At 64.2% G+C, this 22,691-nt stretch carries 17 protein-coding genes; 10 read left to right on the top strand and 7 right to left on the bottom strand.

Going from position 1 to position 22,691, the window contains the following annotated elements; all coding sequences use genetic code 11:
- Window positions 1-54: 54 nt before the first annotated feature.
- The 4 genes from ACQKOE_RS06560 to ACQKOE_RS06545 all read right to left on the bottom strand — a co-directional run bounded on the left by ACQKOE_RS06560 (window position 55) and on the right by ACQKOE_RS06545 (window position 6,062).
- Window positions 55-2,808, bottom strand: coding sequence for a TonB-dependent receptor plug domain-containing protein (locus ACQKOE_RS06560; protein WP_427512066.1), 2,754 nt, complete (start codon window positions 2,806-2,808; stop codon window positions 55-57).
- A 211-nt stretch (window positions 2,809-3,019) separates the two neighbouring features.
- On the bottom strand, window positions 3,020-4,312 hold the full coding sequence (locus ACQKOE_RS06555; RefSeq protein ID WP_427512065.1) for an acyl-CoA dehydrogenase family protein: 1,293 nt from the start codon (window positions 4,310-4,312) through the stop codon (window positions 3,020-3,022).
- 1 nt (window position 4,313) lies between these two features.
- Window positions 4,314-5,645 (bottom strand): phosphotransferase family protein, encoded by a 1,332-nt coding sequence (locus ACQKOE_RS06550; RefSeq protein ID WP_427512064.1) that lies wholly within the window; start codon window positions 5,643-5,645, stop codon window positions 4,314-4,316.
- A gap of 135 nt (window positions 5,646-5,780) precedes the next feature.
- Window positions 5,781-6,062, bottom strand: coding sequence for a hypothetical protein (locus ACQKOE_RS06545; protein ID WP_427512063.1), 282 nt, complete (start codon window positions 6,060-6,062; stop codon window positions 5,781-5,783).
- A gap of 249 nt (window positions 6,063-6,311) precedes the next feature.
- Here ACQKOE_RS06545 and polA point away from each other — a divergent pair, with 249 nt between their 5' ends.
- Complete coding sequence (gene polA, locus ACQKOE_RS06540; RefSeq protein WP_427512062.1) at window positions 6,312-9,164, top strand: DNA polymerase I; 2,853 nt, start codon at window positions 6,312-6,314, stop codon at window positions 9,162-9,164.
- Window positions 9,165-9,171: 7 nt separating this feature from the next.
- On the top strand, window positions 9,172-10,221 hold the full coding sequence (locus ACQKOE_RS06535; protein ID WP_427512061.1) for a mechanosensitive ion channel family protein: 1,050 nt from the start codon (window positions 9,172-9,174) through the stop codon (window positions 10,219-10,221).
- Window positions 10,222-10,795: 574 nt separating this feature from the next.
- Here ACQKOE_RS06535 and ACQKOE_RS06530 read toward each other — a convergent pair.
- Entirely contained in the window at window positions 10,796-13,099 is a 2,304-nt protein-coding gene (locus ACQKOE_RS06530) for a CDC48 family AAA ATPase (protein WP_427512060.1), read from the bottom strand.
- A gap of 404 nt (window positions 13,100-13,503) precedes the next feature.
- Window positions 13,504-14,289 carry a universal stress protein gene (locus tag ACQKOE_RS06525; protein WP_427512059.1) on the bottom strand — a complete coding sequence of 262 codons (786 nt, stop codon included), beginning with the start codon at window positions 14,287-14,289 and terminating at the stop codon, window positions 13,504-13,506.
- Window positions 14,290-14,423: 134 nt separating this feature from the next.
- On the opposite strand from ACQKOE_RS06525, the gene ACQKOE_RS06520 reads away from it, so the two are divergent.
- Window positions 14,424-15,083 carry an HAD-IA family hydrolase gene (locus ACQKOE_RS06520; protein WP_427512058.1) on the top strand — a complete coding sequence of 220 codons (660 nt, stop codon included), beginning with the start codon at window positions 14,424-14,426 and terminating at the stop codon, window positions 15,081-15,083.
- Here the strand turns inward: ACQKOE_RS06520 and ACQKOE_RS06515 are convergent.
- Window positions 15,076-15,942, bottom strand: coding sequence for a LysR family transcriptional regulator (locus ACQKOE_RS06515; protein WP_427512057.1), 867 nt, complete (start codon window positions 15,940-15,942; stop codon window positions 15,076-15,078). The two genes, ACQKOE_RS06520 and ACQKOE_RS06515, sit on opposite strands and share 8 nt — an antisense overlap.
- An 89-nt stretch (window positions 15,943-16,031) precedes the next feature.
- On the opposite strand from ACQKOE_RS06515, the gene ACQKOE_RS06510 reads away from it, so the two are divergent.
- The 7 genes from ACQKOE_RS06510 to ACQKOE_RS06480 all read left to right on the top strand — a co-directional run bounded on the left by ACQKOE_RS06510 (window position 16,032) and on the right by ACQKOE_RS06480 (window position 22,647).
- Window positions 16,032-16,742 (top strand): CoA transferase subunit A, encoded by a 711-nt coding sequence (locus ACQKOE_RS06510; protein ID WP_374589445.1) that lies wholly within the window; start codon window positions 16,032-16,034, stop codon window positions 16,740-16,742.
- Window positions 16,742-17,401, top strand: coding sequence for a CoA transferase subunit B (locus ACQKOE_RS06505; protein WP_374589446.1), 660 nt, complete (start codon window positions 16,742-16,744; stop codon window positions 17,399-17,401). Before ACQKOE_RS06510 ends, ACQKOE_RS06505 begins: the two co-directional genes overlap by 1 nt.
- Before the next feature lie 13 nt (window positions 17,402-17,414).
- Window positions 17,415-18,035 (top strand): glutathione S-transferase family protein, encoded by a 621-nt coding sequence (locus ACQKOE_RS06500; RefSeq protein ID WP_427512056.1) that lies wholly within the window; start codon window positions 17,415-17,417, stop codon window positions 18,033-18,035.
- A gap of 4 nt (window positions 18,036-18,039) precedes the next feature.
- On the top strand, window positions 18,040-19,173 hold the full coding sequence (locus ACQKOE_RS06495; RefSeq protein WP_374589448.1) for an NAD(P)H-dependent flavin oxidoreductase: 1,134 nt from the start codon (window positions 18,040-18,042) through the stop codon (window positions 19,171-19,173).
- A gap of 5 nt (window positions 19,174-19,178) precedes the next feature.
- Window positions 19,179-19,634: a hypothetical protein gene (locus tag ACQKOE_RS06490; protein ID WP_427512055.1), complete on the top strand. Its 456-nt coding sequence runs from the start codon at window positions 19,179-19,181 to the stop codon at window positions 19,632-19,634.
- Between the two features lie 9 nt (window positions 19,635-19,643).
- Window positions 19,644-20,324, top strand: a complete 681-nt coding sequence (locus tag ACQKOE_RS06485; RefSeq protein ID WP_427512054.1) for a glutathione S-transferase family protein — start codon at window positions 19,644-19,646, stop codon at window positions 20,322-20,324.
- 85 nt (window positions 20,325-20,409) lie between these two features.
- Complete coding sequence (locus tag ACQKOE_RS06480; RefSeq protein WP_427512053.1) at window positions 20,410-22,647, top strand: adenosylcobalamin-dependent ribonucleoside-diphosphate reductase; 2,238 nt, start codon at window positions 20,410-20,412, stop codon at window positions 22,645-22,647.
- The last annotated feature ends 44 nt before the right edge of the window (window positions 22,648-22,691 follow it).

The following is a 22,691-nucleotide window of genomic DNA, read 5'->3' as shown; positions in this document are numbered from 1 at the left end:
CAAAACGGGCGCCGGTTCCCCGGCGCCCGCTGGATTTGATCGTGGATTTGGCGATTAGAAATCGACCCCCACGCGGGCATAGAGATAGCGCCCGTTGAAGCCGAACGGCGAGAAGATCGAGAACGGAATGTACTGCTGATTGGCAGGATAGGATCCACCAACCGACGCCGGACGCAGGCCCCAGGGCGAACGGTCCGGGTAGACGTCGAACAGGTTGTCCGCACCCACCGCGATGCTGATCGCATCGGTCGGCTTGTAGCGCAGTTCCAGATCGCTGATCCACTTGGCGTTCAGGAAGATGTCGTCCGGACCATAGGCAGTCAGGCTGGTGGCATCGGCGCCGAGCGGCGCAGCGGAGCCGGGCGAGACGACCTTGCCATACCGGGTGGTGCGGGCGGTGATGCCGAACTTGCCCAGATCGCCATCAAGGCTGAGCACAACCTTGTCACGCGGCTGACCTTCGGTGAAGCGGATCGATTCCACCCGGCCGAACAGGATCAGGTTGGGGATCGCGGCAAGCGAACCCAGCTCGTTCTTGTACTTCAGGATCTTCTGATCGTTATAGTTGTAGGCCGCAGTGAACGACCACTTGCCGATCCCTTCAAACGGCAGGCGCCAGTTCATCACGGCATCGACGCCCTGGGTACGGGTGTTGAGGCCATTGATGAAGAAGCGAGCCGCGCCGACCGACTGGAAGCCGTTGGCATCCAGCACGGCCTTGACTGCATTGTTGACCGCCGTGGTGCCGCTACCCGCTGCGCCGAGGTTCTCGGTCAGCACGATCCGGTCGTTGATGCGGATGTTGTAGTAGTCGACAGTCAGGGTCAGGCCGCTGAACGGATTGGCCGTGAACCCGCCCGAGAAGTTGAGCGACTTTTCAGGCTTCAGGTCCTTCGAACCCAGGGCACGGGCAACCGGGCTGTTCACCGCAACGGTCGAAATATCCACCGGCACGCCGCCGATGAAGTTGGTCGAGGTAGTGGTGAAGTACTGCTGATGCAGCGAAGGCGCACGGAAGCCGTTCGAAACCGAGCCGCGCACTGCGAAGCCCGGAGCGAATTCATAACGGGTCGCGAACTTCGCAGTCAGCGTGTCACCAAAGTCCGAATAGTGCTCATAGCGCGCTGCGACCGTGGTGCTGAACCCGGCGGCAATGTCGGTATCGAGTTCGACATAACCGGCCACGCTGTCACGCTTGGCATCGGTACGGCTGCTTTCCGGAAGGCCCGGGAAGCCCTGCGCACCGGCACCGGCGGCGCGGCCCGGGAACGAGCAGATGCCGGTCGTCCCGTTATAGACACCGCCTTCGGTGGTGCAGTTCGCCGACGTGGTGGCGAACGAAGCGCGGAAGTAAGGCCCGATCGCCCAGGACTGCAGTTCGCCCGGACGGATCTGGAACCGCTCGTTGCGGTATTCCGCACCGAAGGCCAGGGTCAGCGGCTTGGCGAAGCCGGCATCGAATTCACGGCTGACGTCCAGGTTGGCCATGATCTGGCGATAACGCAGGCCGCCAGCATCAAAGCTGCGCTGGCTGGCGGGGCCAAAGCTGGTGTTGAGCGAGTTTTCGACGCGGTAGTCAAACGCGTTGCGGCCCAGCGAGAGCGAACCATCGACGTTCCATTCGCCCGAAGTGGTCCGCAGCCCCGTGGTCACTGCCACGTCGGACAGGTCGGATTCAATGAACGGCAGGAAGCCGTCCGGGGTCAGGCCCACGAAGTTGGCGTCGTTGGGCGAGGTCGACGGCGTGAGCACGGACCAGTCGCGGTTGGCCGCCGCGCTCTGCTGGCGATAGTTTGCCGCGCTGACGGAATCGCGCTGGTTGAAGCTGGCAAAGGCATACAGTTCAAGCGACTCACTCAACGGAGCAGCCATGTTGCCGAACAGGATGAAATCGTCAGCCTGGGGATCGCCGAAGCGGAACTGGAGCCGGTTGAAGGTCAACTCGCGCGGGTCCCAGGTCGTCGAAGATGGACGGATATAGTTGGGCCGCAGGTCATAACCCTGGCGGTTCGTGTAACCGCGATGGCGGTATTCCGCCGTCAGGTTGATGTAGCCATCCTGCACGCCGAAGAACGGCAGGCCGACGTTGGTCGCAACCGAGTAGCTCTCACCATCGCTGACCTTGCGCTCACCATCGACGGTGGCCTGGAAATAGCGGGTGTCGTTGGCAATGCGCTGCGGCTGACCGCCCGAAGTTACCAGTCCGGTGACATTGTCCACGCCCGAAATGGTCGTGTCGTACTTGCCATAGGAGATTACGGCCTTGCCGCCTTCGCTGGCGGTCTTGAGGCGGACGTTGATCACGCCGGCGATAGCATCGGAACCATACTGCGAGGACGCACCGTCGCGCAGCACTTCGATTCGCTCGATCGCCAGGGCCGGAATCGCATTCATGTCGACGGCAGCCGAGCCGCGTCCGACCGTGCCGTTGATGTTCAGCAGGGCCGAAACGTGGCGGCGCTTGCCGTTGACCAGGACCAGGGTCTGGTCCGGGCCAAGGCCGCGCAGCGTGGCAGGACGCAGCGCATCGGAACCATCGGCAATTGCCGGCTGCGGGAAGTTGAAGCTGGGGACCAGCTTGTTCAGGATCTTGTTGGTTTCGACCTGCCCGCCTTCGGTGATCGCATCGCCGGTGAGGACGTCGACCGGTACCGGCGAGTTCTCAACCGTGCGCGCAGCGGCGCGGGTGCCAGTGACGATGATAGTCTGGGCGCTGTCGTCTTCCGTCGTTTCCTGCGCCTGGGCCGGAATGGCCACGGCAAAGGCGGAAAGCGTGGAAAGCAGCGCGAAACGGTAAGTGGAACGCATTTTCGAACCCCTGTTGTTTTTGGTCGGCAAAAGCCGATCTGCCGCATCTATAGCGTGCAGATCGGCCGCATGCCGCTTCATCGACATGGGATCGCGTCGAATTTCAGTCTTTGTGACAATACTGCAACGGTTGCGCGACACCCGCATTCACGCGAGCGTCGGGGCGCCTCCTCCGGCTGTGCCGGGTAGTCGGCGCCCGCGCCTGACGCCCTCAACCGCCTTGATAGAGCGCCTTGCGCGGCCCCAGGTAGCCGAACAGGTAGGCGCCAACCTTGCGCATCTGAATTTCTTCCGCCCCCTCGGTGATGCGATAGCGGCGGTGGTGGCGATAGATATGCTCGAACGGCTTGTGCCGCGAATAGCCGATCCCGCCGTGGACCTGCATTGCCCGGTCCGCCGCTTCGCAGACCAGCCGGTTGGCGTAGTAATTGCACATCGAGATCTTGTCGGACAGTTTGTGCTCGATCTCCTTGTGCTCCATCTGATCCATTTCCCAGGCGGTCTTGTAGATCAGCGTGCGCAGCATTTCGCACTGCGTGGCCAGTTCAACCAAGGGGAACTGGATCGCCTGGTTGCGGGCCAGTTCCTGCCCAAACGGCTTGCGTTCACGGGCATAGCGCACCGACTCTTCCACGCAGTAGGTCGCCGCGCCCAGCGAGCTGGCCGCCTGGCGGATGCGGTTCTGGTGGACGAAGGACTGGGCAATCGCCAGGCCGCCATCGACCGGACCGAGGATTGCGCTATCCGGCACCCAGACATTGGTGAAGCTGATCCGCGGGTGGTCGGTCGGCATGTTGAAGGTCCACAGGTATTCCTCGATCACCAGGCCTTCGGTCGGATTGGGCACCAGGAAGCAGGTGATCCCCTTGGCATCGCCGTCCTTGCCGCTGGTCCGCGCGAAAGTTGCACAGTGCGTGGCCACGTGCATCCCGGTGGTCCACATCTTCTCCCCGTCGATCCGCCAGCCCGAAACGCCATCGCGCGTTTCACGTACCGCGCGGGTTTCCATGTGGGTCGCGTCGGAACCGTGGTGCGGCTCGGTCAGGCCAAAGGCCGTGCGCCGCTCGCGGGCAAAGCCGCCCAGGATGAACTCGTCCTGCTGCTCCTGCGTGCCGAAATGCTCGAACATGGCCACGAAAGGAAAATTGCCGACGATCGAGTGTTCGTTCTGCAGATCGTTGTGCAGGCCCAGACCCTTGGCGGCAAAACGGTCGCGGATCACGGCCATCCACAGGTTGGAGCCATCTTTGCCGCCGTACTTCTTCGGCGCGGAAAAGCGCCAGTGCCCGGCCTTGTCCGCGCGGATCGAGGCTTCGCGCAGCAGGGCTTCCCATTCGTGGCGCGGCAGCCCCCCGTTCTCGAAATCGGTGCGGGCCCATTCGCGGCGGTGGTCGAAGAAGCGGATATTGTCGTCCTGCTCCTCCAGCGGCTTGATCTCGCGCGCGATGAAATCGTCAAGCTCGGCCAGATAGGCAATCAGGTCCTGGGGCAGCGCAAAATCCATGTCAGTTTCCTTCCCATTGGGCCCGCGCCGCAGCGAGGGCGGGGTATTTCGGCATGTCGGCAGAAAGCTTGTCCAGCGCCATGCGGCGCAGGCGCGCCAGCAGGCCGGGGGTTGATAGGTCGGCCTTGCCCGCCAGCAGGTCGGCGGAGAGAGCAGCATCGGTAGCGACGGGGCGCTGCTCGATCTCGCGCGCGACGATGCCCAGCGCATTGCGCGCCACGGCCAGGTCGAACTTGCCCCGCCCGGAAACGAGCGGCTTGATGTCGCTATTCAGCCATTCGGAAATGGCTGTCAGGATTTCCGCCCCGCTTGGTTCGCCCGAACCGGGTTGAATCGGCTGAAGGGCGGGCGGGAGCGGGCGCTCGCGCTCCGTCTGAGGCGCAAGGTCCTCCAGCAGCAGCAGCAGGTCCAGTTCCTGCTCCGCAGTGCGCCGAGCCACCACGACGCGCTCGACCGAGCGGTCATGCCCGGCCCGCCAGAACCCGCCCATTTGCAGGCAGCCTAGCGCCCACCAGAAGGTGCGGTAGATCGTCCAGAACCGGAAGCGTTCGGAATCGAACTTGCCTCCTCCGGCCTCCTCATAGGCTGCGGCCAGTTCCTCGACCGTGGTCAGGCCGTAACCGGGCCGGTCGGGCCGCGAAAAGCGCCACACGGTCATGCAGCCGAAGGCGAGGTCTTCGTGCCAGTCGCCCAGATGGGCCAGTTCCCAGTCGAGCACGCCAGTCACCCGGCCGTGTTCGAACATCAGGTTGCCGAGGCGGAAATCGCCGTGGACCAGGCTGGGCGCAACCGGCGGCGGAATGTTGGCTTCCAGCCAGCGCAGCGCCAGGGCGAGGATCGGCCGGTCGCCGCCATAAGCCAGGAACCGCGTGCGCAGTTCGTTCAGCGCTTCTGCCGTATCCATCACCGGCACGGGCAATCCGGTGCAATCGGTGCGGTGCGTGGCAACCAGTTCGCGGGCGATGTCGCGGATAGCGACGGGCGGATCGGCTTCGGCCAAGAAGGCATTGGGATCAGGCGAACCGGAAATGGCCCGCATGACATAGCCGGAACCGATCCCGTCTTCGGGGTTCAATTCGACCAGCACTTCTGGCGCCATCACGCCGGAAGCACGCGCCGCTCGGATCAGGGCCGCTTCTCCCGCGTGATCCATCGGCCTTCCCGCCATCATTTCCAGCGAAGGGGCACGGCGCAGAACACAGGTCTCCCCACCTGAAACGAACCGCCAGCTTTCCATGTTGGCCCCGCCGGAAAGCCGCTCCAGCCCCTCGGGCGCAGGCAAGCCAATGCGCTGCAGGGCTGCGGCCAGGCCGTCGGACAAGGAAATGCTCAAGCTCTCTCTCCCGCCAGTCTTCCCTGGCTGGAGCGAAGAGTTAATCGCGCGATTAAACGAGTCAAGCGGGCAAAAGAAAAGGGCGCGAAGGAAATGCCCTTCGCGCCCCGATCAATCCTTGCCCAAAGGCGAAGATTACATCTTCTTGGCGGCTTCGTCAGCAGCGGCAGCAGCTTCCTTGGCAGCGCCTTCGGCGGCGTCGCCAGCTTCGTCAGCAGCGCCCGAAGCGGCGGCAGCGGCTTCAGCAGCAGCATCCTTCACGGCGTCGGCAGCTTCAGCGCCAGCCGAAGCGGCGTCGGTGGCAGCTTCGGTGGCAGCATCCGAAGCGGTTGCAGCCGCATCGTCAGCATCCTTCGAGCAAGCCGAGAGAGTGAGAGCAGCACCGGCAACGGCAGCAGCGAGAATGATCTTGCGCATGAATCAAAATCCTTAAAAGCGTGTGGACCACGCACAGCGCCCCTGCCAATGTTGGCTCGGAAAGCTGCACGGAAAGCCTACCTATGAGGTAGACTTCGCCGGTCGTTTAGTGTCGTTCTGGCAGCGATGCAAGCGAACTGTGCGTACAACACGACGAGTCGCATCGCGCCCCAGCGGGCCAAAGGCAGTCCACACCGCGCTGCGGCGGGGGCCTTACCCTCTCCGCTTCACCCTGCTAGGCAATGGCGCATGGAGCCCAAGCAGCATCTCTATCTGGTCGACGGTTCGGCCTATATTTTCCGCGCCTATCACCGCCTTCCGCCGCTGACCAATCCGCAGGGCACGCCGGTCGGCGCGGTCTACGGCTATACCACGATGCTGTGGAAACTGGCCGACGACCTGAACAAGGCGGACGGGCCGACTCACATGGCCGTGATTCTCGATGCCTCGGGCACCAGCTTCCGCAACGATATCTACGATCAGTACAAGGCCAACCGCCCGCCCCCGCCCGAAGACCTGAAGCCGCAGTTCCCCCTGATCCGCGATGCCACGCGCGCCTTCAGCCTGCCGTGCATCGAGGAAACCGGGCTGGAAGCCGACGACCTGATCGCCTCCTATGCCCGCGCCGCCACGCAGCGCGGCTGGGACGTCACCATCGTCTCGTCGGACAAGGACCTGATGCAGCTGGTCGGCAAGTGCAAGCCGGCCGAAGGCGGCGGGGAAGCCTGCATCGACATGCTGGACACGATGAAGAACCAGCGGATCGACGTGCCCGAAGTGATCGAGAAGTTCGGTGTGCCACCTGAAAAGGTGGGGGACGTGCTGGCGCTGATGGGGGACTCGGTCGATAACGTGCCGGGCATTCGCGGGATCGGTCCGAAGACCGCGACCAAGCTGATCCAGGAACATGGCAGCCTGGAGGCCGCGCTTGCCGCCGCGCCCGCGATGAAGCCGTCCAAGCTGCGCGAAAGCCTGATCGAACATGCGGAAATGGCGCGGCTCAGCCGGGTGCTGGTGCAGCTCAAGGAAGACTGCCCGCTGCCCATGCCGCTGGACGATTTCAAGCTGGGCGCGATCCCGCCCGATCCGCTCGCGGCTTTCCTGACGGAGCATGGCTTTCACTCGCTGCTCAAGCGGCTGGGCGACGGCAAGGGCAGCCCGGATCGGCCGACTCAGCTCAATCCGGCCAAGCCGGTTACGGCAGCCGCTGGAACAAAGGCCGGCAGCGACCGCCAGCCGCTTCCCACCCTGCCCGCCATCGACCGTTCGCTCTATGCCTGCGTTCAGGACGAAGCCGCGCTCCAGGCCTGGATCGACCGCGCCATGGCGGCGCACATGGTCGCCTTTGACACGGAAACCAGCGCGCTGGACGCGATGCGCGCGGACCTGGCGGGGATCAGCCTGGCGCTGGGGCCAGGCGATGCCTGCTATATCCCACTGGGCCACGGCGGGACCGACATGTTCGCCGAACGTCCGATGCAAGTGGACAAGGCCCGCGCCCTGGCCATGCTGAAACCGCTGCTGGAAAGCGATGCGGTGCTGAAGGTCGGGCAGAACTGCAAGTACGACCTCAATATCCTGGCCCGTCACGGCATCCATGTCGCGCCGATCGACGATACCATGGTGATGAGCTTTGATCTCGATGCCGGACGCTCCATGGACGGGATCGGGGGCGGGCACGGGATGGACGAGCTTTCCACCCGCCACCTTGGGCACACCACGCTGACCTTCAAGGACATCTGCGGCAGCGGGAAGAAGGCGATCCCGTTCGGTGAAGTGCCGCTGGACCGCGCCACCGAATATGCCGCCGAGGACGCCGAAGTGACCTGGCGGCTGCACCGGCTGCTCAAACCCCGCCTGCCCGACGAAGCCGCAACCCGCATTTACGAGCGGGTGGACCGCCCGCTGGTCCCGGTCGTGGCGCAGATGGAACGCCACGGGATCAAGGTGGACCGCGAACGGCTCGCCGCGCTGTCGGCCACCTTCGCGGAAGAAATTGGCCGGCTGGAAGGGCAGATCCACGCCCTCGCCGGACAGCCCTTCACTATCGGCAGCCCCAAGCAGCTGGGCGAAATCCTGTTCGACAAGCTGGGATACAAGGGCGGGCGCAAGGGCAAGACCGGGCAATATTCGACCGACCAGGCGATCCTGGAAGGTCTGGCCGGGGAAGGTGCGGAAATCGCCACCAAGGTGCTGGAATGGCGCCAGCTGTCCAAGCTCCGCTCGACCTACACCGAAGCCTTGCAGGAAGCGATCAATTTGCAGACGGGCCGGGTTCACACCAGTTACTCGCTGGTCGGCGCGCAGACCGGGCGGCTCTCCTCGACCGAGCCGAACCTGCAGAACATTCCGATCCGCACCGAGCTGGGCCGCCAGATCCGCGATGCCTTTGTGGCGGAGCCGGACAATGTCCTGCTCGCCGCTGACTATAGCCAGATCGAATTGCGCCTCGCCGCGCACATGGCTGACGTTCCGGAACTGAAAGAAGCCTTCGCCGCGGGCGAGGACATTCACGCGCGCACCGCGCAGGAGATGTTTGGCGAGGTCAACCGCGACACCCGCGGGCGGGCCAAGACGGTGAACTTCGCGATCCTTTACGGCATCAGCCGCTGGGGCCTGGCCGCACGGCTGGGCGTTCCGCCCGAAGAAGCGCAGGCGATCATCGACCTCTATTTCCAGCGCTTCCCCGGCATCCAGCGCTATATCCACGATACCCTCGGCCAGGTGCGGGAATGCGGCTATTCCGAGACGCTGTTTGGCCGAAAATGCTGGTTCCCGCGCATCGGCTCGCCCAACCAGGCCGAGCGGCAGGGGAGCGAGCGCGCCGCGATCAACGCGCCGATCCAGGGCACCTGCGCCGACATCATCAAGCGCGCGATGGTGCGGATGATGCCCGCCCTGGAAGCTGCGGGCCTGGGCCATGTGCGGATGCTGCTGCAGGTCCACGACGAACTGGTGTTCGAACTGCCCGCCAGTGATGCAGAGGCAGCCAGCGCGGTAATCCGCAGCGTGATGGAAGGGGCCGCGCGCCCCTCGATCGAGCTGACCGTGCCGCTGGGCGTGGAAATCGGCACCGGGGCGTCATGGGGCGCAGCGCACTGATCCGGCCATGACCATCAGCGCCGCCCTGCCCGCCGCCGAAACGGTAATCGACTGGTCCGCCGCCCTGACCCGCGCGGCTATCCACGGCGGCATTGCTGTCGGCGTGGCGATTGCGCTGCATTTCGTCATCTTCGCCGTTGCGAACCGCGCGACGCGGTTTTCCGCTTCCGAAGTGGACGATCTGGTCTTTGCGAGGCTCCGCCGCCCGGTGCTGTTCCTGATGGTCGCCGTGGCGATTTCGGTTGCCGCAGAGGGCAATGCGCTGATCGCGAAGGCCTGGCACATCGCCGGACGCTTTGTTGAACCGGCGCTGTTCGGGTGGGTGCTGTTCACCCTGGTCAAGGCCTTCGCCGCAGCGCTGGAGGCACGCACGGCGACCTACGAGGACGAAATGGCCGCGCGCAGCCGCCGCACCCGCATCGCGATCTTTTCGCGCACTGCGGGGTTCGTGATCGTCTTCATCACCGTTGCCCTGGTGCTGTTCGGAATTCCGGCGGTACGCAGCATCGGGACCACGCTGCTCGCTTCTGCCGGGGTCATCTCGCTGGCCTTTGGCGTCGCGGCTCAGCCCGCGCTCAAATCGCTGATCGCCGGAATCCAGATCGCGATTACCGAGCCGATTCGCATTGGCGACTATGTCGTGGTCGAAGGGGAGAATGGCCGGGTCGAGGACATTCGCCTCAGCTACGTCGTGATCCGCACGGCGGACGAGCGCCGCGTAATTGTCCCTACGGCCAAATTCCTGGACGGCAGCTTTCAGAACTGGACCCGCGCGGGCGGCGGCATCAACGGTTCGGTCGTCCTGCCGATCAAGCCCGGCCATCCGATCCAGCCCATGCGCGAAGCCTACGAAGCGCTGCTGGCCGCCAATCCGGACTGGGACAAGCGCACCGGATCGCTGCAAGTAGCAGAAGTCCAGGTCGGCTCGGTCGAGCTGAAACTGGTGATGAGCGCGGCGGGACCGACCGCCCTCGCCCGTCTGCGCCCGGCCATGCGCGAAGCCATGCTGGAATGGCTGCGGGAAAACATGCCCCACGCGCTGTGCGATCAGGCGTAAAGTAACACGGCCCCTTTATAAACCACCGCTCAGGCTGAGTCTGTCGAAGCCGGGTCGGCCAACACACCCTTCGACAAGCTCAGGGTGAGCGGGGTTAGGAGGCGCACTCACTCACTCCGCTCAGGCTGAGCTCGTCGAAGCCAGGGATAGTTCACGCAAAGGCGCAAAGGACGCAAAGGGTTCTCTGTCGCAGCAGGCACGCGAGACGGCGCTTCAGCCTGCGGCTTCACCGCCTCCTCAAGACGAACGGATTAAAGGAATCCGCGCAGAGAGCGCAGGGGACGCAGGGGACGCAGAGAATTCGCGCCTCTGCGCTCTCTGCGTTCTCTGCGCGAAACTTGGCAATGTGCCCGCGGGGCAAAGGAACGAAAGGCAGGCAGAACCGCTTCCCGCGCTCCGCTCAGGCTGAGCTTGTCGAAGCCGGGTCGGCCAACACACCCTTCGACAAGCTCAGGGGGACCGGCGTTTGGGGCACTCCATTCCCGCACCTCGTCATTGCGAGGAGCGTAGCGACGAAGCAATCCAGGGCCGCCTAAACTGCCCTGGATTGCGATTCACTCAATGGAGAGCACCCCTAACCGTGCTTCCTCTCCCGCGTCGGATTGACCATTCCAGGGGCGAGGAAGCCCACCGGATTGGGATTGATCGCGGCGGCGCGCTTTTTCAGCTCGCCTTTCATCTTGAGGTATTCGGCCTCCATTTCCGGCGTCACCGTGGCGCGGGAATCGGCCAGGGCTTCGCGGAAGTCCTGCCCGGTCACCTGGTCCACCTGGGCCCCGCGGGCGCGGATCGCGATCATCCCGGCGCGGCGGGTCAGGTCTTCCAGGTCCGCCCCGGTGAAGCGCTCCGCCTCGTCAGCGATGCCGCGCAGGTCGACGTCATCGGCCAGCGGCATGTTGCGGGTGTGGATCTTCAAGATATGCTCGCGCCCGGCGGCATCGGGGGTGCCGACATAGACCAGCTCATCCAGCCGCCCCGGACGCAGCAGTGCCGGATCGACCAGCCCCGGCCGGTTGGTTGCCCCGATCACGACGACCGAAGACAGCTCTTCCATACCGTCCATTTCCGCCAGCATGGTGTTGACCACCCGGGCCGTCACCTGCGGCTCGTTTGATCCCGAACCGCGAGCAGGAACGAGGCTGTCGATCTCGTCAATGAAGATCACGCAAGGTGCAACCTGCCGGGCGCGGGCGAACAGCCGGCTGATCTGCTGTTCGCTTTCGCCGTACCATTTGGAAAGGAGATCGGACGACTTGATCGAAATGAAGTTCGCCTCGCTCTCCTTTGCTACGGCCTTGGCCAACAGGGTCTTGCCGGTGCCCGGCGGGCCATAGAGCAGAAAGCCCTGGGCGGGACGAATACCGAGGCGCCGGAAGGCATCCGGGTTCTTCAGCGGCAGTTCGATCCCTTCCTTCAGCAAGTCCTGCGCATCGTCTGCCCCGCCAATGTCGGCCCAGCCGATGTTGGGCACTTCGACCATGACTTCGCGCATGGCGGAAGGCTGGACCCGCTTCAGCGCGGAGAGGAAATCCTCGCGCGTGACGTTCAGATTTTCCAGCACTTCGGGCGGGATCGTCTGCGCTTCAAGATCGAGCTGCGGCATGATCCGACGCACCGCATCCATCGCCGCCTCGCGCGACAGGGCGCTGATATCCGCGCCGACGAAGCCGTGCGTGGTGCGCGCCAGTTCGTCCAGGTTCACGCCATCGGCCAGCGGCATCCCCCGGGTGTGGATGCCCAGGATCTCGCGCCGGCCGCTTTCGTCCGGCACGCCGATCACGATTTCACGGTCGAACCGGCCCGGACGGCGCAGCGCCTCGTCCAGCGCGTCGGGGCGGTTGGTGGCCGCAATGACCACGATGTTGGAGCCGCTGTGCAGCCCGTCCATCAGGGTCAGCAACTGCGCCACAAGCCGCTTTTCCGCCTCGCCCGGAGTGCCGGAACGCTTGGGTGCGATCGAATCGATCTCGTCGATGAAGACGATGGAGGGGGCGGACTTGGCCGCTTCCTCGAACACGTCGCGCAAGCGCTTTTCGCTTTCGCCATAGGCCGAACCCATGATTTCCGGGCCATTGATGGCAAAGAAGCTTGCGTCGCTTTCATTCGCCACGGCGCGCGCCAAGCGGGTCTTGCCCGTTCCCGGCGGCCCGTGGAGCAGCACGCCCTTGGGCGGATCGACGCCCAAGCGGGTGAACAGTTCGGGATAGCGCAGCGGCAGTTCCACCATCTCGCGCAATTGGCGGATCGTGTCGCCCATGCCGCCGACGTCGTCGTAATTGACATCACCGCGACCGGCGCGGGCTTCCTCGAATTCCTCGCGCAGTTCGACTTCGGTGCTCTCGTCGATGTGCACGATCCCCTTCGGCGCGGTCGAAACCACGGTCAGGCGGATCTGGGTAAGCGCAAAGGCGGGCACGTTGAACATCCGCGCCACTTCGGGCGGCATGTCGCGGACTTGCTGCTGGCCGGCCGTGGCCACGATGTCGCCCGCGACCAGGGCGCGGCCAAAGAAATTGCGCTTGAGCGCTTGTCCCGGCCCTTGCAGGCGCATTTCCTTTTGCGCCGGGGCAAAGACCACGCGCTGCGCGGGCCGGCTTTCCGCCTTGCGCACCTGAACGTGATCGCCCGAACCGGCTTCGGCATTGCCGCGCTGCAGACCGTCGAGCCGGATCACTTCCAGCCCTTCGTCCTCGGCATAGGCAGCCATGACGCGCGCGGTGGTGGAGCGCTTGCCCTCGATCTCGATCACGTCGCCTTCGGTCACGCCAAGGGCGGACAGCGCGCTGCGCGGCAACCGGGCAAAACCGTTGCCGCTTTCTTCCTGGCGGGCGGCGGCAACCTGCAGCCTTACCGAGGGAATGGTGGAAATGTCGGCCATGAAAGTCCCATCCTGCTATGAACGTCACAGCTAGGAACTGGTTGCGGCAATTTCAAACCGGTGCGCGCCTGCCATCCGACAAGGGGGTCCCGCGCCCAAAATCCGGATAAAAAAAAGCCGGGTCGTTTCCGACCCGGCCTTGGGAAGTTTTGGGAGAGGATGCCTGAAAGGCAGGCTCTAAGTGGTCGATCAGGCGCTTTTGTGCAAGTGCGAAAAGATCATTTCACGTTGCAAAATATGCAACAGTCATTCACTTTGGCGCAAAATTTCAAGAAATACGGGCGTTTCCCTAATCACCTTTGGTCCGAACCTGCACTTTGGGACAGGGCCCACGCATACGAATGCCGCAGTGCACAATGGCGCTGCGGCATCCGGAAAATCGGCTCTTTCGCTTTGGCGCGGGTTCAGTGCGCCATCAGCAGGGCGGGGCCATTTTCCAGTTCAAGGAAATAACGCGACACCCCGCCGAACATGAATTCGCGCAGACGGCTGTGGCCAAATGCGCCCATCACCAGCAATTCGCCGCCCAGGCTGGAGACCGCCCCGGCCAGCGTCTGCTCAATCGAACCGGCCTTTTCCAGTTCGTGGAGTTCAGCCTTGATGTCATGCCGCGAGAGATAGCGCAGCGCGTCGGTCGGCGGGAAGCCCAGCGGCTTCTCGGTCAGCACGGTCAGCACGTGGACTTCCGGGCAGCCCCACAGAAGGCGCGTGGAACTGCGCAGAGCCATGGCTGCCTCGTCGCTGCCGTCCCAGGCAATGCAGGCGCTTTTCAGCGGAAAGCCGATTCGCTTGTCCGAGGGCAGGACCAGGACCGGGCACTTCGCGTCAATCGCCAGATCACCGGCATAGCCGCAGGTGCGCGAGACGATGGCGAGATCCGCCAGCCGCGCCGCCGCGATCATCGCTTCCAGCGGCTGGGTTTCAAACTGGACGATGTCGAACGGAACGTCGTCATTCTCAAGCCGCCCGGCAAAGGCATCGGCCAGCGCATCGTCCGCCGCAAGCGCAGCATCCAGCGCCTCGCGCGCGACATAGGTGCCGCCGTAGGGGTCGACCGTCACGAAGCTGTCGATCGGCGTGTCGATGGCAACGGTAATGTGGCTTTCATGGGCCCGGGCCAGGTCCAGCGCCGTATCGAGCCGTGCGGTCATGGCCGTATCGCGGCCGCCCTGTACAAGAATGGAGCGCATCAATCTTCTCCCTTTCGTGTAAACCCCTATCTCATCCTACCACGTTAAAACATGACCTGCATCAATTGCAGTCTACCTTGCCAAGAATGCGGCGATAGGCCAGTGCCGTGGCAACAATTGGAAAGGGAAGAGGCGTGGCTCAGGCGGATTACAAGGCGGTTATTTTCGATTTCGGCGGGGTTATTACCGCCTCTCCGTTCGAGGCGTTCAACCGGCTCGAAGCGGAACGCGGCCTGCCGCAGGATTTCGTCCGCAAGGTCAATGCCACCAATCCCGACAGCAATGCCTGGGCCCTGTTCGAACGGGCCGAGATCGACGCCGCGCGATTCGACGCGCTGTTCGCCGCCGAAGCGGAAGCGCTGGGCCATGCCCTGGATGGCGCATCGGTTCTGGCGGTCCTGTCCGGCTCGATCCGTCCGGCCATGGTCAGCGCGCTCGATACCCTGACCGGGGCCGGATACCGCCTAGCCTGCATCACCAACAACGTACCGGCCGGACACGGCGCGGGCATGGCCCGCAGCGGAGACAAGCGCGACGCCTATGAGCAGGTCTTCGCCCGGTTTGAGCATGTGATCGAAAGTTCCAAGGCCGGAGTGCGCAAGCCCGATCCGCGCATCTACTTGATGATGTGCGACCACCTGGGGCTGCAACCGGCGCAGTGCATCTACCTTGATGACCTGGGCATCAACTGCAAGCCGGCAGCACAGCTGGGAATGCACGCGATCAAGGTCACCAGCGGCGAACAGGCACTGGCCGACCTGTCCGGCGTGCTGGGGATCGACCTGCTCAGCTAATTTCCAGGCCGCCCGCACGGCGGAACAGTTCCAGGATCAAGGGGTCCTGCTCTCCTGCGCGGATAGCCGCTTCGAACGGAATCGTCTGAGCCGGGGACGGCAGGACCTCGACCAAGCGTCCGTCCGCCATTGCCGCGCGGACCATGGTTGCTGGGAACAGGCCTGCCCCTGCGCCTGCGGCGACGATCCCGATCATCGTCTGGACGTTGTTGCAGATGTTGACGGAGCGGCATGGCAATCCGCCCGCCAATGTGTCCTGCAAAACGCGGTGGATCGGCGAATGGGCGCCGACGGACCAGACCGGCAAGGGCTCTGCAAATCCGCCCCCAGCAACCACCTGCGGCGAAGCCAGCCAGCGCAAAGAAACCGCCCCGATGGGCTGCGCCCGAACGCCCGGGCTGGCCACCGGCCCGGCCAGAAACACCATGTCGCGAGTCCCCGCCAGCAATTGCTGAAGCATCCGGGCCGTCAGGTCGAGTTCGATTTCCAGCGTCACGCCGGGCAAGTCGCCCGCCACTTCGCCCACGAATCCGGGCAGCACACTGGAGGCGGCAATCTCTCCCGCGCCCAGCCGGACCACGCCGGTCGCCCCGGCATAGTCGCCGGCCTGCATCAGGGCGCGCTCAAAACCCGCCAGCAATGGTTCGCAATCCTGGACCAGTTGCCGTCCGCGCGCCGTGAGCACCACGCCGCGCCCTTCGCGGCGGAAGATTTCAACGCCGAGCTGGCTTTCGATCTCCCGCACCCGGGCTGAAATCGCGGGCTGCGTGGTGTTAAGCCGCTCCGCCGCCGCCCGGAACGTACCCAGCCGCGCGATCCACAGCAGGGTTTCCAGGTGATAGATGGCCAACTTACGCATAAGAGTTGCTTATCGGTTCAGGAAAGAAACAATCATTAGTCGGGATAGATGAACAAGGCTAGGTCCTGTTTCGACTAGTGGGAGGAACCATGGCGCAGAAGATTTACCCCGATGCCGCCAGCGCTCTTGATGGGCTGCTGAAAGACGGCTTGCTGATTGCCTGTGGCGGCTTTGGCCTGTGCGGCATTCCGGAACGGCTGCTCGACGCGGTGCGCGATTCCGGCGTGAAGGACCTGACCTTTGCCTCCAACAATGCCGGGATCGACAACGAAGGCATCGGCAAGCTGCTGCGCACGCGGCAAGTGAAGAAGATGATCGCCAGCTATGTGGGCGAGAACAAGGAATTCGAACGCCAGTACCTTTCGGGCGAACTGGAAGTCGAATTCTGCCCGCAGGGCACCCTGGCCGAGCGGATGCGCGCTGGCGGGGCCGGCATTCCCGGCTTCTACACCAAGACCGGGGTCGGCACCCTGGTGGCCGAAGGCAAGGAATCGAAGGTCTTTGGCGGCCAGGAATATATCCTGGAAGAAGGCATTTTCGCCGACCTCGCCCTCGTCAAGGCATGGAAGGCGGACACCACCGGCAACGTCGTGTTCCGCAAGACCGCGCGCAATTTCAACGTCCCCGCCGCGACCTGCGGCAAGGTCTGCGTGGTCGAGGTGGAAGAGATTGTCCAGCCGGGCGAGCTTGACGCCGATGCGATCCACCTGCCCGGGGTCTATGTCCACCGCATCATCGATGGCAGCCCCTATGACAAGAAGATCGAATTCCGCACCACTCGCACCACGGATGTCGGCTGATGACCAAGCACGATAACATTGCCCAGGGCTGGAGCCGCGACCAGATGGCCGCCCGCGCCGCGCAGGAACTGCGCGACGGTTACTACGTCAACCTGGGGATCGGGATTCCGACCCTGGTGGCCAATCACGTCCCTGCCGGGATGACCGTAACCCTGCAATCCGAAAACGGAATGCTGGGCATCGGCCCCTTCCCGACCGAGGACGAAATCGACGCTGACCTGATCAATGCCGGCAAGCAGACGATCAGCCAGCTGCCGCATTCGGCCTATTTCGACAGCGCGCAGTCCTTCGCCATGATCCGCGGCGGCAAGATCGACCTGACCGTGCTGGGGGGCATGGAAGTGTCCGAAACGGGGGACATCGCCAACTGGATGGTCCCGGGCAAGATGATCAAGGGCATGGGCGGCGCCATGGACCTGGTCGCCGGGGTGAAGAAGATCATCGTGGTAATGGAACACTGCGCCAAGGACGGCAGCCCCAAGTTCATCCCCCAATGCACCCTGCCGCTGACGGGCCGCAACGTGGTCGACATGGTCATAACGGACCTTGCGGTTTTCCAACGGCCGGACCACACTTCGCCCTTCAAGCTGATCGAACTGGCCCCGGGCGTTTCTGCGGACGAGGTCAAGGCCAGGACGACAGCCCATTATATAACATAGGGAGACAGGCCAGATGACGATCCGTGTGCACCATTTGAAGATATCGCGCTCAACACGGATCATCTGGCTGATGGAAGAGCTGGGCCTGCCCTATGAGCTGGTCCAGCACACCCGCGGCGCGGACTTTCGCGCCCCCCCTTCGCTCTATGACGTCCATCCGCTGGGCAAGGCTCCGGCGGTGGAAGTCGATGGGCGGGTCATGGTCGAAAGCTCGGCCATCATCGAATATATCGTGGACCGCCACGGCGGCGGCAAACTGCTGCCGCCGGACGATGGCCGCGCCGAATACCTGGAATGGCTGCACTTTGCCGAAGGTACGCTGGGCATGCCCATGCTGATGCGCCTGCTCGGCCCGCGCCTGGGACTGGCCGAACCCGCGCTGGGTTTCATGGACGCGGAACTGAAGAAGCAGCTCGACTGGATCGAGGGCCAGCTGGAGGGCAAGAGCTTCCTGTGCGGCGAGGTCTTCACCGGCGCGGACATCAATCTGGAATACCTGCTGGAACATGCCGAGACGCTGGACCTGCTGGCCAGCCGTCCGAACCTCACCCGCTATCTTGCCGCGCTGAAGGCTCGCCCGGCCTATGTGAAAGCCATCGAAATCGGTGGTCCCGTTACCCTGCCGCGGAGCTGACACCATGAACAATGACCTGTGCCGCATGGTCGGCTGCGACTTTCCGCTGTTTGCCTTCAGCCATTGCCGCGACGTCGTGGTCGCGGTGAGCAAGGCGGGCGGCTTTGGCGTGTTCGGCGCCGCAGCCTATACCCCTGAACAGTTCGAGGAAGAACTCGCCTGGATCGACGCCCATATCGATGGCGCGCCCTATGGCGTGGACGTGCTGGTGCCGGAAACGGTCGATGCCCGCGTCACGGGCTTTTCCAGCAATGCCGAACGCGCCGCCGCTATTTCGGAGGAGCACAAGCGCTTCACCGCCGACCTGCTGGGCCAATACGGCGTGCAGATCCCGGCGGACCAGCAGACCCGCATCCGCGAAGGGGCCGGGATCACCCCGGAAAACGGGCAGAAGCTGATGGAAGTGGCCTTTCGCCATCCGATCAAGCTGATCGCCAATGCCCTGGGCATTGCTCCCCCGGAAATGATTGCCGAGGGCAAGAAGCGCGGCATTCCCGTTGCGGCGCTGGTCGGCGCCAAGGAACACGCGCTGCGCCAGGCGGCGGCGGGCGTGGATATCATCGTCGCCCAGGGCGGCGAAGCGGGCGGGCACTGCGGCGAGGTATCGACCCTGGTGCTGGTGCCCGAAGTGGTCCGCGCGCTGAAGGCTGGCGGGCACAACATCCCAGTCCTGGCCGCAGGCGGGATCATGACCGGCGGGCAAATGGCGGCAATGATGGCCGCTGGAGCGCAAGGCGCGTGGTGCGGGTCGGTCTGGCTCTGCACGCCCGAGGCCGAAACCAGCCCCACGTTCCGCCAGAAGATGATCGAGGCCCGCAGCCGCGACACGGTCCGTTCAAAGGCCCGCACCGGCAAGCCCGCGCGCCAGCTCAAGACCGCGTGGCATGAAGCCTGGGACGATCCGCAGGGTCCCGGCACTCTGCCCATGCCGCTGATGGGCATGGTTTCAGAACCCAGCTTTGCCCATATCGAAAAGGCGGTGGTCAACGGGAACGAACAGGCCCGTGACCTCGTTAGCTATTTCGTCGGGCAAGGCGTTGGCCTGGTAGAGGCCGAACGGTCGTGCCGCCAGGTCGTCCAGGACTTCCGCGAGGAATTTGCCGAAGCCGTTTCGGGCCTGACTGCAACGCTGGAGTAGAACCGATGTTGAGGCCAGCTTTCCGGACCCGCTACCTGGACGTGCTGGCCTCGATCTACCTCTACAACGAATATCGCGGCTACACCTCGCTTGACCGCGTGCTCGAAGCCGTGCGCCTGCACTGCCCGGACGACCACGCCTTCATTGCCGAGGTGGGAAAGCACCGCGCCGACGAACGCAAGCACTATGTCATGTTCCGCCGCTGGTTCGAGCGGCAGGGCCGGATGCCGCTGCAAGTGGACCGGGGGGTGGGCCATATCGACCGCTTCATCCAGTGGATTTTTCGCTGCACGATCGAGGAACTGGATACCGGGACCGTGGTGGCCAATCCCGATCAGTTCGAACAATTGTGCCGCGTGATCATGCTGACCGCGCTGTTCCTCGATGGCAGGCGGCCCCGGCTCAGCCTCTGGCCGGACCATGCCGAGCCGGCCATTGCCGGCGCTAAGCCGCTGTCATAGGGTGCAGAGATGACTTACACCCTGATCACCGCAAACCGGAACTACTCCAGCTGGTCGCTGCGTCCCTGGCTGCTGATGAAGGCGCTGGGCATTCCCTTCGCGGAGCGGTTCGAGCCATTTACCAAGGCCGACAATTACGAGGACTTCCGCAAATTTTCCCCCACCGGTCAGGTGCCGGTGCTGATCCATGGCGACAGGACGATTGCGGACTCCCTTGCCATTGCCTTGTACCTGGGGGAGCGGCATGAGGGTGTCTGGCCCGCAGAGGAAGAGGCCCGCGTCTTCGCGCAAGGGGCAGTCTGTGAAATGCACGGCGGGTTCGGCCATTTGCGCAACGATTGCACGATGAACGTCGGCGTGCGCGTCACCCCCAAGCCGATGAGCGAGGGCCTGAGCCGCAATGTAGAGCGGGTGCGCGAACTGTTCGAAACCGGCCTGGCACGATTTGGCGGTCCATGGTTGGCGGGTGCTGACTTTACCGCAGCCGACGCGTTCTATGCCCCGGTTGCTTTCCGCATCCGCACCTATGGGCTGAACGTTGGCGAGGGGCAGCCCTGGGTCGATCATGTCCTGGCTCATCCCGCCATGCGTCAGTGGGAGGCCGAGGCCCTGGCCGAGGATTGGCGCGAAGAAGCGCACGAAGCGGAACTGGCCGCAGCGGGAGTGGTTACGGCAGACTACCGGAAATAGTTGGGGACGAACGGTTACGGTTGATAATTATCAATTCAATGAGGAGTCGCGGGCCTAAACCGATCACGCAGATCGCGAGGTGTCCATGCCGCTTGAAGTACCGATTGCCCGGGAAATCTGGGAGGCCAAGTACCGTTTTTGCGCACCGGATAGCTCAGGCGATGCGGACTTTTCCGCCACGGCAGCGCGCGTGGCCCAGGCCGTGGCCGCCAACGAAAAGCCCGCCCAGCGCAAGGTGTGGGAACAGCGCTTTGCCGAAGCGATCGAGACTCTGACCTTCATTCCCGCCGGGCGCATTCTGGCCGGGGCGGGCACCGGCCGCGCGGTCACCCTGTTCAACTGCTTCGTGATGGGCACGGTCCCGGACAATCTGGGCGGCATCTTCCTGCACCTGAAAGAGGCCGCGCTGACCATGCAGCAGGGCGGCGGGGTCGGCATGGATTTCTCCACCATCCGGCCCAAGGGTGCCGCGGTAAAAGGCGTGGGCGCGGATGCATCCGGCCCGCTGTCCTTCATGGACTGCTGGGACGCGATGTGCCGCACGGTCCAATCGGCAGGCGCGCGGCGCGGGGCGATGATGGGCTGCCTGCGCATCGACCACCCCGACGTTCTGGACTTCATCGAGGCAAAGCGCGATCCGGCGCGGCTGCGCAATTTCAACCTTTCGGTTCTGGTCACGGATGCCTTCATGGCCGCGCTGGATGCGGGGGCGGACTGGCCGCTGCAATTTGGCGGCGAAGTCTATCGCACCTTGCCCGCGCAGGAGCTGTGGGACCGGCTGATGCGCGCCACCTATGACTATGCCGAACCGGGGGTGATCTTCGTCGACCGTGTCAACCAGGCGAACAACCTGACCTATTGCGAGACGATCAGTGCTTCCAACCCCTGCGGCGAGCAGATGCTTCCGCCCTATGGCGCCTGCCTGCTTGGTTCGATCAACCTGGCGGCATTGGTGGAGCGCCCGTTCCAGCCCGGCGTGGACATCGATCCGGCGCGACTGGAAGAGGTGACCACGCTCGCCATCCGCCTGCTCGACAACGTGATCGACATCACCGGTTACCCGCTGCCCGAGCAGGAGGCCGAGGCCAAGGCCAAGCGGCGGATCGGCCTAGGCATCACCGGCCTTGCCGACGCGCTGCTGTTCTGCGGGCTGGCCTATGGCAGCCCGGCAGCGGTAGAGCGGATGGAGCAATGGCTGGCGGCCATCCGCCGTGCTGCCTACCGCGCTTCGGCCCTGCTGGCGAAGGAGAAGGGGCCGTTTCCCTGCTACGATCCGGCCATTCTGGACCGGCCTGGCCTGCTCGCGCTCGACGATGAAACGCGCGGGCTGATCGCCCGGCATGGCCTGCGCAATGGTTGCCTGACCTCCATCGCGCCAACCGGCACGACCTCTTTGCTCGCAGGGAATGTCTCATCCGGGATCGAGCCCGTCTTTGCCTATCACTACACCCGCCGCATCCTCCAGCCCGACGGCACCGCGCGGTTCGAAGAGGTGGACGACCACGCGCTGCGCGTCTGGCGCGAACTCAATGGTGACAGCCCGCCGCCCGAAGACCTGTTCGTCAGCGCCCAGACCCTGGCTCCGGCAGACCATGTCGCCATGCAGGCCGCTGCCCAGCGCCTGATCGACAGTTCGATTTCCAAGACAGTCAACTGCCCGGAGGACATCACTTTCGAAGCCTTCTCCGACGTCTACCGCGAAGGCTATCGCCAGGGTTGCAAGGGCATGACCACCTATCGCCCCAATGCGGTGACCGGGTCGGTCCTCTCCACCGAAGCGCCCAAGGTGCCGGAGGCCGCGCCGCAGTCCATCGCCCCGCCGCCGCGCGATCCGGTGCTGCACGGCACGACCTATAAATTGCGCTGGCCGGGCAGCGCCCATGCGCTCTACATCACGATCAACAATGCCGAGATCGATGGCGAACTGCGCCCGTTCGAGATCTTCATCAACTCCAAGAACATGGACCACTATGCCTGGAGCCTGGGCCTGACACGGATGATTTCCGCCGTTTTCCGGCGCGGCGGTGACCTGAACTTCGTGGTCGAGGAATTGCAGGCCGTATTCGATCCGCGCGGCGGGGCCTGGACCAACGGGCGCTATGTCCCGTCAATCCTGGCAGCCATCGGCGACATCATCGAAACCCACCTGCGCCAGTTCGCGCCGGGCCAGATCGACTTGCCGCTGGAACTGGAACAACCAACGGCAGCTCCGGACAGTGCCCCGCCATCAGGCCCGTGCTGCCCGCAGTGTGGAACGCCCGGCATGATCCGCGAGGAAGGCTGCAACAAGTGCCTGCCCTGCGGCTATTCCAAGTGCGGTTGAGCGCCCTACCCCTCGTCATTGCCAGCAATGCCAAACAATGACGA

Source organism: Novosphingobium sp. NPDC080210 (assembly GCF_050281025.1).
In the GTDB taxonomy this organism is placed as follows: Bacteria; Pseudomonadota; Alphaproteobacteria; order Sphingomonadales; family Sphingomonadaceae; genus Novosphingobium.
This window is presented reverse-complemented; position numbering and strand designations above follow the sequence as displayed.

What these genes read in the sequence shown, in the direction of transcription:
- ACQKOE_RS06495 (WP_374589448.1), top strand. Translation starts at nt 18,040, where the DNA reads ATGAACAATGACCTGTGCCGCATGGTCGGCTGCGACTTTCCGCTGTTT.
- polA (WP_427512062.1), top strand. Translation starts at nt 6,312, where the DNA reads ATGGAGCCCAAGCAGCATCTCTATCTGGTCGACGGTTCGGCCTATATT.
- ACQKOE_RS06500 (WP_427512056.1), top strand. Translation starts at nt 17,415, where the DNA reads ATGACGATCCGTGTGCACCATTTGAAGATATCGCGCTCAACACGGATC.
- ACQKOE_RS06510 (WP_374589445.1), top strand. Translation starts at nt 16,032, where the DNA reads ATGGCGCAGAAGATTTACCCCGATGCCGCCAGCGCTCTTGATGGGCTG.
- ACQKOE_RS06490 (WP_427512055.1), top strand. Translation starts at nt 19,179, where the DNA reads ATGTTGAGGCCAGCTTTCCGGACCCGCTACCTGGACGTGCTGGCCTCG.
- ACQKOE_RS06545 (WP_427512063.1), bottom strand. Translation starts at nt 6,062, where the DNA reads ATGCGCAAGATCATTCTCGCTGCTGCCGTTGCCGGTGCTGCTCTCACT.
- ACQKOE_RS06535 (WP_427512061.1), top strand. Translation starts at nt 9,172, where the DNA reads ATGACCATCAGCGCCGCCCTGCCCGCCGCCGAAACGGTAATCGACTGG.
- ACQKOE_RS06480 (WP_427512053.1), top strand. Translation starts at nt 20,410, where the DNA reads ATGCCGCTTGAAGTACCGATTGCCCGGGAAATCTGGGAGGCCAAGTAC.
- ACQKOE_RS06505 (WP_374589446.1), top strand. Translation starts at nt 16,742, where the DNA reads ATGACCAAGCACGATAACATTGCCCAGGGCTGGAGCCGCGACCAGATG.
- ACQKOE_RS06525 (WP_427512059.1), bottom strand. Translation starts at nt 14,289, where the DNA reads ATGCGCTCCATTCTTGTACAGGGCGGCCGCGATACGGCCATGACCGCA.
- ACQKOE_RS06560 (WP_427512066.1), bottom strand. Translation starts at nt 2,808, where the DNA reads ATGCGTTCCACTTACCGTTTCGCGCTGCTTTCCACGCTTTCCGCCTTT.
- ACQKOE_RS06530 (WP_427512060.1), bottom strand. Translation starts at nt 13,099, where the DNA reads ATGGCCGACATTTCCACCATTCCCTCGGTAAGGCTGCAGGTTGCCGCC.
- ACQKOE_RS06555 (WP_427512065.1), bottom strand. Translation starts at nt 4,312, where the DNA reads ATGGATTTTGCGCTGCCCCAGGACCTGATTGCCTATCTGGCCGAGCTT.
- ACQKOE_RS06515 (WP_427512057.1), bottom strand. Translation starts at nt 15,942, where the DNA reads ATGCGTAAGTTGGCCATCTATCACCTGGAAACCCTGCTGTGGATCGCG.
- ACQKOE_RS06485 (WP_427512054.1), top strand. Translation starts at nt 19,644, where the DNA reads ATGACTTACACCCTGATCACCGCAAACCGGAACTACTCCAGCTGGTCG.